Genomic DNA, 13,591 nt, shown 5'->3' on the forward strand with positions numbered 1-13,591 from the left:
CCATGCGCGTGCAACAACTGATCCTGAAAAACCATGCCGACCTCGATGCCGCCCTGGCCCCCCTGGCCGCCATGCAACCGCAGCTGGTGCTGGCCTTTGGCGCCTGCGCCTACTTTGCCACTCCCGAGCTGACGGCGGCGCTGCGCCGCCAGATGCCCGGCGCCGTCATCGCCGGCTGTTCCACGGCCGGGGAGATCGCCGGCAAGCGCGTCTACGACGACAGCTGCGTCATCACCGCCATCGGCTTCGAGCACACGACGGTGGCCATCGCCGACGCCATCATCTGCGACATGGCCGATTCGCACGACACGGGCGAGCGCCTGGCGCAGGCGCTGCCGCAGGACGGCCTGGCGGCCGTTTTCATGCTGGGCACGGGCGTGGCCATCAATGGCAGCGCCCTCATCGCCGGCCTGCAGGCCAACCTGCCGCCGGGCGTGACGGTGTCCGGCGGGCTGGCGGCCGACGGCGGCGCCTTCCGCCAGACCTGGACCCTGGGTCCGCGCGGCGCGGCCGACAACACCATCGTCGCCGTCGGCCTGTACGGCGAGCGCATCCGCCTCGGCTACGGCAGCCATGCGGGCTGGGAAGCGTTCGGTCCGGCGCGCAAGGTGACGCGCTGCGTCGACAATGTGCTGTATGGCCTGGACGGCGCGCGCGCGCTCGACATCTACAAGCTGTACCTGGGCGACTATGCGCGCGACCTGCCCGGCTCGGGGCTGCTGTTCCCCTTTGAAATGCTGACGGCCGCGCACGAAAAAAGCAATGTCTTCCGCACCATCCTCGCCGTCGACGAGGAACAGGGTTCGCTGACCCTGGCCGGCGACATCCTCGCCGACGGCTACCTGAAACTGATGCATTCGAGCACCAACAGGCTGATCGACGGGGCAGAAACGGCCGCGCGCGGCGTCCAGGCCCACGCCGACGCGGCGGGCGACCAGCTGGCCCTGCTGGTCAGCTGCGTGGGGCGCAAGCTGGTCATGGGCGACCGGGTCGAGGAAGAGGTCGAAGCCGTGGCCGACCTGCTGGGCGGCGCGGCCTGCATCGCCGGTTTTTATTCCAACGGAGAAATCGGCATCGCCCAGCCGCATGGCACTTGCCAGCTGCATAACCAGACGATGACCGTCACCGTCCTGAGCGAAGCATGAACCGCACCCTCGCCCGCCAATTGAACCGCGTCTGCAATATCGACTCGGAAAGCGCCTGCGCCGCCTTGCTGGAACAGGCGCAGACACTGAGCGCGCAAGCCGGCACGCCGCCCGAACTGGCCGCTTTCCTGGCTGGCCTGCCGGCCCTGCTGCTGCGCATCGACAGCGCCTACGACCAGTCCGAACGCGACCTGGATCTGCGCTCGCGCAGCCTGGAACTGAGTTCGACGGAACTGAGCATGACCAACGACCTGCTGCGCACGGAACTGGCCAGCCGCAACCGCGTGATCCAGTCGCTGCGCGTGGCGGCCGTGCGCCTGCTCGACAACGACGATTCCGGCCTGCGCCTGCCGCAGGAAAGCGATATCGAAGGCCTGTCGGTGCTGCTGGCCGAACTGGTGGCGCAGCAGGAACTGCGCCGCATCGAACTGCAGAACCAGCGCTTTGCGATGGACCAGCACGCCATTGTCAGCATCACCGACACGAGCGGCGCCATCATTTACGTCAACGACAAGTTCTGCGCCATCAGCGGCTTCGCGCGCGAAGAGCTGGTCGGCCAGACGCACCGCCTGATCAACTCGCACACGCATGCGGACGCCTTCTTTGCGCAGATGTGGCAGACCATTACCGCCGGCCAGGTCTGGCATGGCGAAATCTGCAACCATGCCAAGGATGGCGGCCAATACTGGGTGGACGCCACCATCGTGCCCTTCCTCGATGCGGCCGGCAAGCCATACCAGTACATCGCCATCCGCACGGAAATCAGCGAGAGCAAGCGCATGGCCGAGACCATCGCGAAAAGCGAGCGCGAATACCGCAACGTCGTCAACAGCCTCAATGAAGTGGTCTTCCGCACCGACTTGAACGGCGCCTGGACCTTCCTGAACCCCGCCTGGCACACCATCACCGGTTTTTCCATCGCCGACAGCCTGGGCAAGCGTATCCTGCAATTCGTCGATGTGCGCGACCGCGAGCGCGCCGCCGCCGGCCTGGCCCAGCTGCTGGACGGCCAGGTGGACAGCATGCGCCATGAAGCGCGCTACGTCACCAGCGACGGCAACGTGCGCTGGATCGACGTATGCGCACGCGCCGAACGCGACGGCCTGGGGCGCCTGGCCGGCATCACGGGCAGCCTCACCGACATCACCGAGCGGCGCCTGGCGGCGCGCGAGCTGCGGCACAACCTCAATTTCGTCGACGCACTGATCGAAACCATCCCTATCCCCTTGTACCTGAAGGACGTGCAGGGCCGCTACCTGCGCGCCAACCGCGCCTTCTGCGCCTTCTTCCAGCTCGCGCAAGCGGATATCCTGGGCATGACGGCGGCCGACATCCTGCCGCCGCAGGAAGCGCAGCTGGTGGCGCGGCAGGACCTGCGCCTGATGCTCGACAAGGGCAACCAGACGTATGAAGACCGGCTGACCGCCGGCACGCGGCAGGTCGACGTGCTGTTCAGCAAGGCAACCCTGCTGAAGTCCGACGGCAGCCTGCACGGCCTGGTGGGCACCCTGGTCGACATTTCCAGCCAAAAGGCGGCCGAACGGGCCCTGTTGCTGGCCAAGGAAGCGGCCGAGTCGGCCAGCCGCTCGAAGAGCGAATTCCTGGCCAACATGAGCCATGAAATCCGCACGCCGATGAATGGCATCCTGGGCATGACGGACCTGGTGCTCGATTCCGAGCTCGATGGCCACCAGCGCAAGTACCTGGAAATCGTCAAGGCCTCGGCCGACGCCCTGCTGTGCATCATCAACGACATCCTCGATTTCTCGAAGATCGAGGCGGGCATGCTGACGCTGGAAAGCATCCCCTTCGACCTGCGCCAGCTGATGCAGGAAACCATGCGCGCCCACGCCATGCGGGCGCAGGCCAGCGGGCTGGAACTGGTGCTCGACATCGATCCCGCGCTGCCGCAAACCTTGCTGGGCGACCCGGGCCGCTTGCGCCAGGTGCTGACCAACCTGGCGGGCAACGCCATCAAGTTCACGCCGCGCGGCGAGGTGGTCGTCAGCGCCCGGCTGCGCGCCGGCGGCAACGGCATGGCCCGGCTGCAGCTGGACGTGCGCGACACCGGCATCGGCATTGCCGCCGACATGCAGGAGGCCGTCTTCGACGCCTTCCAGCAGGAAGACGGGTCGACCACGCGGCGCTTCGGCGGCACGGGACTGGGCCTGTCGATCACACGCCGCCTGGTGACGATGATGAAAGGCAGTATCAGCCTGTCGAGCGAACTGGGCAAGGGCAGCTGCTTCACCGTCGACCTGGCCCTGCCCGTCGGCGAGCAGCAGCCCTTGCTGCCGCCGCCCGGCGCTTCGCTGGCGGGACGCAGCATCCTGCTGGTCGACGACAACCCCAGCAACCTGACCATCCTGCGCAGGATCTTCGAGCATTGCGGCGCCAGCGTCACCGCCTGCGAGTCGGGCGAGGCAGCGCTCGACGGCTGCCGCACCAGCTTGCCCGCGGACTGCATCATCATGGACTGCGCCATGCCCGGCATGAATGGCTTCGACACGGCAGCGGCCCTGGCCGCCCTGCCCCACTGGAGCCAGGTGCCCATCGTCATGCTGTCGTCCAGCGGCAGCCTGGGCGACGCGGCACGCTGCCGCGAACTGGGCATCGACGGCTACCTGCTCAAGCCTGCCAGCCCCGAGGAACTGCTGGCCATCACCGCGGGCGTGCTGGGCACGTGCCGCGGCATGCCCGGCGCCGCCCCCGCCACAGCGCCCCAGTGCGTGCGCGCAGACACGCCCGGCCTGGACATCCTGCTGGTCGAGGACAACGCCATGAACCGCGAACTGGCCACCGTGCTGCTGTCGAATGCGGGGCACCGGGTCACGCATGCGGCAAACGGCCGCATCGCCCTCGAATGCCAGGCGGCGGCCCATTTCGACCTGATCCTGATGGACCTGCAGATGCCGGAAATGGGCGGTTTCGACGCCACCGCGCAGATACGCGCGCGCGAAGCGCAGGGCATGCCGAAGAGCGTCATCATCGCCATGACGGCCAGCGCCTTCGAAGGCGACCGCGAACGCTGCATCGCCGCCGGCATGGACGACTACCTGTCCAAGCCGTTCCGCACGGCCGCCTTCCAGAGCCTGATCGAACAGCATGTATTGCGAATAAGCGAGCAACCACCGGCCCTGGCGCCGGCCATGAGCGTGCCGGCAAGGAACGGCGCGCCGCGCTTCGACTATGCCGCCGCGCTGGCCGACGCCGACGCCGACGTGCTCGGCATCATCGGCGCATCGTTCCTGGCCGGCTTGCCGGGACAGCTGGCGGCCATGCGCGCGGCCCTGCAGGCAGGGGAGCGGCCCGCCGCAAGCCGGCAAGCCCATACCCTGGCCGGCTTGCTGGCCAACTTCCATGCGGCTCCCGCCGTCGCCATCGCCGCCGCCATCGAGCGCGAAGCGGCAAATGCTCCGCAGGCGGCGCTGCTGGCGCGGCTCGATGCGCTGGAGGAGCAAGTGCGGCTGTTTGTGCAGGACACCGGCGCGGCCATCCCGGCGGCAGGCTGCCTGCTGCACGCATCCGGCCAAACTTGATGTAGATCATAATTTTTTGAACAAGCTCTTGCTATCCTGTAAAAAAATGACAGGAGTCCTGGATGAGCAAGACGCAGCCGAGCAAGGCGGAGCACAACGTGGAACATGAGCGCCTGGGCAGCGCCTGGCAAGGCGTGCCGGTGCCCGACTATCCGGAAAGCGCGCCCGAGGGCGCCACCCTGGATCTGCTGCTGAACGCCTGGCTGGGCAAGTTTACGGGCGGCATTTCGCCGGCCGCGCTGGGCAACGCCTATGCCGACTGGCTCAGCCACCTGGCGCTGGCGCCATCGAAACAGCAAGCGCTGCTGCAGGAAGCGTGGAAAAAGATCGGCCGCTGGCAACAGTACGCCATGCAAGCTGCGCTGCCGGGTGCGCCCTTCGGGCCGCCATGCATCGCGCCGCTGCCGCAGGACCGCCGCTTCGACGACGCGGCCTGGCAGCGCTGGCCCTACAACCTGGTCTACCAGGGCTTCTTGCTGCAGCAGCAGTGGTGGCACCGTGCCACCACGGGCGTGCGCGGCGTGGCGCCGCACCACGAAGATGTCGTCACGTTTACCGTGCGCCAGTGGCTCGACATGCTGGCGCCGTCGAACTTCCTGCTGACCAATCCCGTGGTGCAGCAGGCAACCCTGGAAAGCGGCGGCGCCAGCCTGGCGCGCGGCATGGCCCACGCGGCCGAGGACTGGCAGCGCGCCGCCATGGGCGTGCATGCGCCCGACCAGCGCACCTATCAGGTGGGCGTCAACGTGGCCGTCACGCCGGGCAAGGTGGTCTACCGCAACGACTTAATCGAATTGATCCAGTACGCTCCCGCGACCGCCACGGTGCATGCCACGCCGCTGCTGTTCGTGCCCGCCTGGATCATGAAGTTCTATATTCTCGACCTGTCGCCGCACAATTCGCTGGTGCGCTACCTGGTGCAGCAAGGCCACACGGTGTTCATGATTTCCTGGAAAAACCCCACCGAGGAAGACCGCGAGCTGTCGCTGGAAGACTACCGCCAGCTGGGCGTGATGGACGCGCTCGACGCCGTTGCCCGCCTCACGGGCGCGCCGCAGGTGCACGCGGCCGGCTACTGCCTGGGCGGCACCCTGCTGGCGATCGCCGCCGCCACGATGGCGCGCGACGGCGACACGCGTCTGGCCAGCCTCACCATGCTCGCCTCGCAGGTCGATTTCAAGGAACCGGGCGAACTGTCGCTGTTCATCGACGACAGCCAGGTCAGCTTCCTGGAAGCGGCCATGTGGAAGCAGGGCTACCTCGATACGAAGCAGATGGCGGGCGCCTTCCAGCTGCTGCGTTCGAACGACCTGATCTGGTCGCGCCGGCTGCGCCACTACCTGCTGGGACTCGACGAGCAGGACAGCGACCTGATGGCCTGGAATGCGGACGCCACGCGCATGCCCTGCCGCATGCACTCGGAATACCTGCGCCGCCTGTTCCTGCACAACGACCTGGCCGAAGGGCGCTACCGCACGGCGGGCCGCCACATCGCCCTGCCCGACATCGACGCGCCCATCTTCGCCGTCGGCACCCTGACGGACCACGTGGCGCCGTGGCGCTCCGTGTACAAGCTGCAGCTGCTGACCGACACGGACGTCACCTTTTTACTCACGTCGGGCGGCCACAACGCGGGCGTCGTCTCGCCGCCGGGCCAGCCGCGCCGCAGCTACCAGCTGGCCACGCACCGCCACGACGCGCCCTACATCGACGCGGACAGCTGGCAGCGCGACGTGCCGCACCATGACGACTCGTGGTGGCCGGCCTGGCAAGCCTGGCTGGCAGAACGCGCGGGCGCGCAAGCGGCGCCGCCGGCCATGGGGGCTGCCCTGGGCGACGCGCCGGGCAGCTACGTGCTGCAGACCTGAGAACCGACAACCGACAACCGAGGAAAACGCCATGCCCTACACTACCCTGCTGGTCCACGTAGACAATTCCCGCCACTGCGCCCAGCGCATCCGCCTGGCCGTGCGCCTGGCCATCGCCGAAGGCGCCCACCTGATCGGTTCGGCCATGAGCGGCATTTCGCGCTACGCGTATGGCGGCGGCGTCAACGCGCTGCAGTTTGCGCCGGCGCAAATGCAGGCGCTGCGCACCCAGGCCAGCGACGCGCTGCACGACTTCGAGCGCATCGCCCGCGAGGAAGGCCTGGGCACCTATGAAACGCGCTTCGTCGACGACGACGCGCAAGGCGCGCTGCTGCTGCAGGCGCGCTATTGCGACTTGCTGATCCTGGGCCAGACGGACGCGCAGGACACGCCCTCGCGCGTCATCGCTGGCACGGCCGAATACCTGATGCTCCATTGCGGCCGCCCCGTGCTGATGGTGCCGCATGCGCCCGCCGCCGTCCCGCCGCAGACGGGCCAGCATCCGCTGCTGGCCTGGAACGGCAGCGCCGAAGCGCTGCGCGCCATCACCGATGCGCTGCCGCTGCTGCAGCGCGCGCGGCAAGTCACCCTGGCCGTCGTCAATTCGCACGCCCAGCCGGCCGCGCACGGCGAGCAGCCGGGCGCCGACCTGGCCCTGTACCTGGCGCGGCACGGCGTCAACGTCGAGGTGCTGCAACATGACACGCCGCCGGGGCAGGACGTGGGCGCGGCCCTGCTGGCGATGGCGACGCAGCGGCGCTGCGACCTGGTCGTGATGGGCTGCTACGGCCACATGCGCCTGCGCGAAGCACTGCTGGGCGGCGTCACGCGCACGGTGCTGCAGGAGACGACCTTGCCGGTGCTGGTCTCGCACTAGCGCAGCCATGCGCCGGGAAAAATAAAGCGGCGCTGGCGGCGGCGCCGGAAGGTCTACAATGGTTGCGCAGCCGTCCGCCGCGCGCTTACTCTTCTGCAGCTGCGCGGTCTTTGCCGTTTCCCCTACATCAAGGAGTATCCGCATGAGCCAGCAAGCCACCATCGTCCTCGTCCACGGTTTCTGGGGCGGCGCCGCCCACTGGAGCCGCGTCATCGCCGAATTGCGGCGGCAGGGCCACACGGCCATCCGCGCCGTCGAACTGCCCTTGACGTCGCTGGCCGACGATGCCGAGCGCACGCGCAAGATGGTGGCGCAGGTGCCTGGCCCGGTGTTGTTGGTAGGACACTCCTATGGCGGCGCCGTCATCAGCGTGGCCGGCAATGCGCCGAATGTGGCGGGCCTCGTGTACATCGCCGCCTTCGCCCCCGACGCGGGCGAAAGCCCGGGCAGCATCACGCAGGAACACCCGCCGCTGGGCGCGGCCAGCCTGGAAGGCGACAGCGACGGCTATCTGTGGGTCAAGCCCGAGCAATACCATGACAGCTTTTGCCAGGACCTCGACGCGGAAGAAGGCGCCGTGCTGGGCGTGATCCAGAAGGCGCCGTTGGCCAGCACCTTCGGCGATACGGTCAGCGACCCGGCCTGGAAGCATAAACCCAGCTGGTACCAGGTTTCCAGCGCCGACCGCATGATTTCCCCCGTCAACCAGGAGCGCATGGCCGCGCGCCTGCAAGCGCGCAAAGTCATCACGCTCAACGCCAGCCACGCCTCGCTGGCCTCGCGTCCCGTGGAGGTGGCCGCGCTGATCCTCGAGGCGGCTGCGGCGGTGCTGGTGAAATAGGCAAAAAGAAGGCTCCCGGGTTACAGGAGCCTTGTGGCGCCGGACAGGCAATGTACGCCCGCCGGCGGCTGTGGGGTACAGCGCCGGCCGGACACGCCATCCACGCCAAGGAGGTTCAGTCACCTGCCATCATGCGCATGCACTGAGACAGTTTCATCGTAGCAGCTAATTGCGCGGCAAAACTCTCCAATGTTTGCATGGCGGCAATCAGATCGCGGCAAACTCCACGTCAATCGCCTCGCCGGCCTCACGCCAGGCATGGAATTTTTCACGCTGGCGCTGGCGTTGTGCAACGTCCTTGCGCACTTCCTCGACATTGCCGACCAGCGTCACGTAGTCGCTGAAGAATGTCTCATTGAAAGTGGCGGCATCGATCAGCTCCAGCAACTCGGCGCGCTGCTTCTTGAAGTTGCTGACCATGGTCTCGCGCAATTTGCCGAACGCGTCCTGCCGCCGCGCTTGCTCAATGCTATCCCAGGCTTCCATCACCAGGCCGGCGATAGCGAATGCGCCATTGATGTTCTTGGCCAGGTTCGACGCTCCCCATGGCTTGAACTTCAGGTATTTCCCCAGGTCCAGACCCACCATGCCCCCCATGCTGACCAGCCCATCGCGCACACCCAGGATACTCTTGTTATTGATCAAATTATTACTGCGCAGATAGTTAAGTCCCTGTTTCCCATACTGTTTGACCATGCCATTGAAATGGTTCACTTCAGACTCGAAGCTCACCTGTATCTTGCTCACCTCGAGCGTCGCCGACTTCAGAGTGCGGTCAAAGATGTTTTTCAGGCGGTTGGACACGATGATGCCTTCATCGCCGACTTCGCGCTCGAAGAATTCTGCGGCAGTATCCATCGTCACGCCCTGCGCCTGCAGGATCAAGTCGGAGAAGTACTCGACAATCGAAGAACGCAGGCGTACCCGGGCATCGCTGATTTTGCCGTCCGTGACGGTGAGCTGCTTGCTCAGGCTGAAATTCATGCCTTCCAGCTTGGCGACTTCCACTGCCTCTTTCTCATCGATCGCCACGGCAATCGGCAACTGCCGCGTCAGCACGTCGCGGATGATGCTTCTCCTGGTTTCATCGGCAATTGCGACGGCGCCGCCATTGGCCTTGATCTTTTCCGAGGTGGCGGTCTGCAAGGTGGCGATATGGGACAAGGCCTTGAATTGCTCCAGATTGTCCAGCCAGTGATGCACGCCCATGTCGAACGGATTGGCAGCCACGCCGACAATGGCCAGCGCCGAGGACTCGGCCGCCGTCAAGCCGATCAGGTCACTCAGGCGGCCGATCACGTTGGCACGCTTGATCGCCATGCTCTGCTGATATTCCTCGTTGTCGGCCACATCGGCCACCTCATCGAAACGGCTCAGCACGAAAATTGTGCGCGGCAACAGATTCAGGGTACGGAACAGCCACATCAGATCGTCCTTGTGGCTTTCCTTGATGGGGTTGACCGGGTTCATCACATACAGCAGCAGATGCGCCTCGCTGACGTATTTCTTGGTGATATCCTTGTACTTCTCGATCGCGTGCGTGTCGGCGTTGAATTTTTCCTTGAAGCCGAACAGGCCCGGCGTATCGATTAATTCAAAGCCCGCGCCCACATCGTAGATGACGACTTCATTCGACGATTCCCGATGGCTGATCTTCATGCTCGCCTTGTCGAGCTGCTCCATCCAGGCGGCAGCAATCGAGGTTTTTCCTTCCGAAAAGCCACCCACGAGGGCGATCTTCAGTTTTTCACCGGAAACACTGCTCAGCGCAGCCTCAAGCTTGTGCCGGGTATTTTCCTCGATCTGCACGCCTGCGTCCTGTCCCTGCTGCAGAAACACTTGCAACTTTTGCAGGATAGCCAGCGCCTGTGCTTTCTTGACTTGAAATGCGTCTAAGGTATGTTCCATTATTTGCTCCCTGCCTTTTCTATATTGTGGGACAACATTTTTAATTGGATTTCTGATGTGCTCAAGACCTTGATGATGCCGTCAACCTGTGCGACGGGCTGCCTGACCGCCGCCGCCAGTGCCTCCATCTTTTCTTCCAGCTGCGGCCAGGCCGGCTCCAGACTTTCCTCCAGCGCTTCACGCAGTTTGCGCACCACTTTCGACAAGTTTTCCGACACGGCCTTGCGCTGCTGCGCCATCTTGTAGTCCTTGCTGAAAAAGCCCATGACCGACTTCGCCACGCTCACCAGCGCGGTCACAGCGCCCACCGCGAGGATGGGCCAGGCGGCAGGATTCCAGAACATCAGCGCGGCTCCCACCACGGCGCCGATCAGGCCGGCCACCTTGATGCCATTGTCGATATCGATCTTCAGCTGGAAATGGCGGTCGACGCCCTTGATCTGCACATTGCCATAGACCTCAAACAGTTCCTCGGCAAATTGGCGGAAGCGCTCGATGACTTCCCGGGTTTCTTCCTGGAAACGCGCCAGCTCATCTTGCATGAGGCTGGAAAACTGCTGCGTCAATCCCTCCTGTGCCCTTTTGATACTTCTCTCCAGCACCTCTCTGAACTCATCGTTGTCGATGCCTTCGCTGATTTTGCTGTCCGTCGAACGGCGCACTTCGTTAGCGAATTTGCTGATGACATCTTCGCAACGCGAATCGAGCTGGCTCTTCAAGCCACTGAACGCCAGCGCCAGTTGCTGCTCCGCTTTCTCGGCATCGTTGCTCAGCTTTGTGCGCAAGGGATGGAAAGAGTGCCGCAGCAACTCGCTCACCTTGGCACCGGCCGCCTTGACTGCCTGACTGGCCTTGTTAAAATTCGAGCGGATGATTTTCTGCCGGTAATCACGTACCAGTTCTCCCGTCAGCAGTTGCTGGAATGCGCCCACGCCCGACTTCTCCAACAATTGCTCCTGGCTGTAACCAGCCAGGAACTTGGCCTGACTTTTGGCCGTCGACGAATCGGGTACCAGACAGCTGGCCACGGCCATGAATGCGGGCTGAGCGCTGAGCGTGAGCGTGCGCACGTAATGCGGCGCCAGATACTCATGCATCTTCTTGTCCAGGTCATCCAGGCTGACTTGTTCATCGTCGCTGATCAAGCTGGGTTTTGCCAGCGCGCCAGGACTGGCAAGACGCTTGTTAAACAGCGTCCAGACTTCCGTTTGCGCACCCAGGTGCTCCTGGATTTTTTCCAGCGTGCCCTTCTTGCCGCCCTCTCCCCGCTGTGGCGGCGCCGCCTTGCTCGTCACGTAAAAGACGGCATGTGCCGTTTTCACGGCAGACCCGATACTGTCCTTCACGGCACTTTCATCGCCTTCGATGCCGGGGACGTCAAGCAGGCAAAATTGCTGGTTGTTGGCCACAAAATCATAGCGCTGCGTGGCACGGGTGTAATCGGAGCGGCCATCGCCAATAATCGCCCCGTCGGCGGTGGCTGCCAGCTGGCCCAGCGCGTCCTGTGCACGCTGTTCCGCCTGCCGGGCATGCTCCTGTTCCCGCCCGGCGGCATCCACGCGCTGTTGCTGCTTCTCCAATACCTGCGCCTGTTCCATCTCATGGGAGGCGATGGCGCTGACCTGCCGCGCGTACTCTTTTTCCTCGGGCAGCTTGGCGAACAGATTGACGATCTTTTGCCACAGCGAGGCATTGCGCTTGAGCTCCGTGACGGCATGCGCCAGGCTATCGCGCCGCGTCAGCAATATGTCATGCTTGCTGACGCCTTGCCGCTGCAGTACATCGTGTTCCTGCCGCAAATCCGTGACGAGGCGGTTGGCTTGCTCGACAGCGGCAGCCATCTGCGCCAGATCAGCCGCCGTGATGCCGAGCTTGACTTGCAGTTCCTTGAATGCCTGTTGCTGCTGCAACTTGCTTTGTTCGCCCAGCACGATCCTGAGCGTTTCGATGATGGTCGATTTGCCCGCATTCGTTTCACCATACAGGGCAATCGTGAAAGTTTGCCATTCGGCATTACTTTCCAGTGCATCGAGATCCACCTGCAGCAGATCGAGCAGGATGTTCAATTCGCCGGCCGCCGCCTGCCTGGCACTTTCCAGCTGTACGTCCTGCATCGGCTGGCGCAAGCTGCCTAACAGGACATTGACCTGCTTGCTCACGGCAGTAAAGATATCCTTCGGGGATAATAAATCCAGACTCATCTTCTTGTCTTTCTAAATAAACATGCCACATCATCGGGCCAGTAGCGACGAAAGCCGTCGCAGCAAACGATCAGTTTGGGGAGGTATCTAGGCGTAGGACGCGGCCATCTGCTGCGCGATGGCGGCCATTTCTCCGCGCAGCGCCGCCGGCTCCAGCACACTGACGCCCGCACCAAAGCCCAGCAGCCACCAGCGCAGCGCCTGCGTATTGGGTACGGTGGCGCACAAGGTCAGCGAACCGTCGGCCGCCCGCTCCAACGTTTGTTCGGCGTGCAGCCGCGTTTCGTAGAGGTGGGCGCCTGCCGCGCTGGAAAACGTGGCGCGCAGCGCCAGGGGCGCGCCGTTGACAATGCCGAGATGGCCGGCTGCGATGTAGGCATCGAGATTGAAGTCCAGACATTTGCGCGCCGGCTCATAGCGCCGCTGCGCGTGTTCGATGCGGTGCAGCGCCAGCATGCGGATGTCGGTATAGTCAGCAAACATGCAGATCAAATAGACCACGCCGGCACGCTGGGCGATGGCCAGCGGATGTACAACGGGGTAGTCTGTGGCCGCCGCCGCATCGCGCCGGCGGTAACTCAGCTCGAGCTGGCAATCCTGCATCAGGGCTTCATACACGCTGTTGCGCACCGCCTCGTCCTGCACGGGAGGCAACAGCGGCAGCATCGAAGGAATATGGCGTATCTTGTCCAGCCACGCATTCGAAGGCTCCGTGCTATCCAGCGTCGCCAGCGTGCGCTCCGCCGCTGCGAAATGGGGGCGCAAGGCCTGTGCCGTATGCGGAGGCAGCTGGTGATGCAGATGCTGCTCCACCAGTTTGAGCGTCAATGCTTCGGGAATGGTCACACCAGGAATACTGAAAGGCGGCGCATCACGGCGCCAGCTCCAGCCAAATGGTTTTTCCCGCGCGTCCACTTCTAGCGCAAACACTTCACGCAAGGCCTGCAAGTCTCGCTGGACCGTGCGCGCCGTCACCAGATAGCCGAGTGCCTTCAAGCGCACACAAATGTCCTCTACCGAAACCTTGCTCGGAGCACGCGGGATGTCCTGCAGCATGTGCCACTGGCGCAGTAGAGACTGCTGATTCGTTGCCACGACATTATCCTTTGCATTTTAACTAACGCAGCATTTTATTTCCTATGAGAATTTTTAGAAAGAGTAAAGCAACATTTATTTATTTCAAACCATTATTGGCAACATTTCTTGCAATAA

Annotated in this window: 9 protein-coding genes; 6 read left to right on the forward strand and 3 right to left on the reverse strand. The window is 64.0% G+C overall.

Features of this window, described 5'->3' with window-relative positions:
- Positions 1 to 2 precede the first annotated feature (2 nt).
- From IGS61_RS03150 to IGS61_RS03170, 5 genes are all read left to right on the forward strand, one after another.
- Positions 3 to 1,145, forward strand: a complete 1,143-nt coding sequence (locus tag IGS61_RS03150) for an FIST signal transduction protein (protein WP_230538258.1) — start codon at positions 3 to 5, stop codon at positions 1,143 to 1,145.
- On the forward strand, positions 1,142 to 4,684 hold the full coding sequence (locus IGS61_RS03155; protein ID WP_230538259.1) for a response regulator: 3,543 nt from the start codon (positions 1,142 to 1,144) through the stop codon (positions 4,682 to 4,684). The genes IGS61_RS03150 and IGS61_RS03155 overlap by 4 nt, the downstream gene beginning before the upstream one ends.
- Positions 4,685 to 4,746: 62 nt before the next feature.
- A complete protein-coding gene (locus IGS61_RS03160) occupies positions 4,747 to 6,552 on the forward strand; it encodes a PHA/PHB synthase family protein (protein WP_230538260.1) in 1,806 nt (601 codons plus the stop codon).
- Positions 6,553 to 6,583: 31 nt separating this feature from the next.
- Complete coding sequence (locus IGS61_RS03165; protein WP_230538261.1) at positions 6,584 to 7,429, forward strand: universal stress protein; 846 nt, start codon at positions 6,584 to 6,586, stop codon at positions 7,427 to 7,429.
- 142 nt (positions 7,430 to 7,571) lie between these two features.
- A complete protein-coding gene (locus IGS61_RS03170) occupies positions 7,572 to 8,270 on the forward strand; it encodes an alpha/beta hydrolase (protein WP_230538262.1) in 699 nt (232 codons plus the stop codon).
- Positions 8,271 to 8,477: 207 nt separating this feature from the next.
- On the opposite strand, the gene IGS61_RS03175 is transcribed toward IGS61_RS03170, so the two are convergent.
- Both IGS61_RS03175 and IGS61_RS03180 read right to left on the reverse strand, forming a co-directional pair.
- Positions 8,478 to 10,178: a LeoA/HP0731 family dynamin-like GTPase gene (locus IGS61_RS03175; protein ID WP_230538263.1), complete on the reverse strand. Its 1,701-nt coding sequence runs from the start codon at positions 10,176 to 10,178 to the stop codon at positions 8,478 to 8,480.
- Entirely contained in the window at positions 10,178 to 11,758 is a 1,581-nt protein-coding gene (locus tag IGS61_RS03180; RefSeq protein WP_230538264.1) for a hypothetical protein, read from the reverse strand. The genes IGS61_RS03175 and IGS61_RS03180 overlap by 1 nt, the downstream gene beginning before the upstream one ends.
- Between IGS61_RS03180 and IGS61_RS03185 the strand changes: the two genes are divergently transcribed.
- Positions 11,708 to 12,313, forward strand: a complete 606-nt coding sequence (locus IGS61_RS03185) for a hypothetical protein (protein WP_230538265.1) — start codon at positions 11,708 to 11,710, stop codon at positions 12,311 to 12,313. The genes IGS61_RS03180 and IGS61_RS03185 overlap by 51 nt on opposite strands.
- Before the next feature lie 153 nt (positions 12,314 to 12,466).
- Here the strand turns inward: IGS61_RS03185 and IGS61_RS03190 are convergent, their stop codons facing one another.
- Positions 12,467 to 13,474 carry a helix-turn-helix transcriptional regulator gene (locus IGS61_RS03190; protein ID WP_230538266.1) on the reverse strand — a complete coding sequence of 336 codons (1,008 nt, stop codon included), beginning with the start codon at positions 13,472 to 13,474 and terminating at the stop codon, positions 12,467 to 12,469.
- Positions 13,475 to 13,591 lie beyond the last annotated feature (117 nt).

Origin of the sequence: Janthinobacterium sp. FW305-129 (assembly GCF_020858115.1) — a bacterium.
Classification (GTDB): domain Bacteria; phylum Pseudomonadota; class Gammaproteobacteria; order Burkholderiales; family Burkholderiaceae_D; genus Janthinobacterium.

Bases quoted from the DNA above. Each gene is read 5' to 3' on its own strand.
- IGS61_RS03175 (WP_230538263.1), bottom strand. From the start codon at position 10,178: ATGGAACATACCTTAGACGCATTTCAAGTCAAGAAAGCACAGGCGCTG.
- IGS61_RS03155 (WP_230538259.1), top strand. From the start codon at position 1,142: ATGAACCGCACCCTCGCCCGCCAATTGAACCGCGTCTGCAATATCGAC.
- IGS61_RS03160 (WP_230538260.1), top strand. From the start codon at position 4,747: ATGAGCAAGACGCAGCCGAGCAAGGCGGAGCACAACGTGGAACATGAG.
- IGS61_RS03185 (WP_230538265.1), top strand. From the start codon at position 11,708: ATGCTCCTGTTCCCGCCCGGCGGCATCCACGCGCTGTTGCTGCTTCTC.
- IGS61_RS03150 (WP_230538258.1), top strand. From the start codon at position 3: ATGCGCGTGCAACAACTGATCCTGAAAAACCATGCCGACCTCGATGCC.
- IGS61_RS03170 (WP_230538262.1), top strand. From the start codon at position 7,572: ATGAGCCAGCAAGCCACCATCGTCCTCGTCCACGGTTTCTGGGGCGGC.
- IGS61_RS03165 (WP_230538261.1), top strand. From the start codon at position 6,584: ATGCCCTACACTACCCTGCTGGTCCACGTAGACAATTCCCGCCACTGC.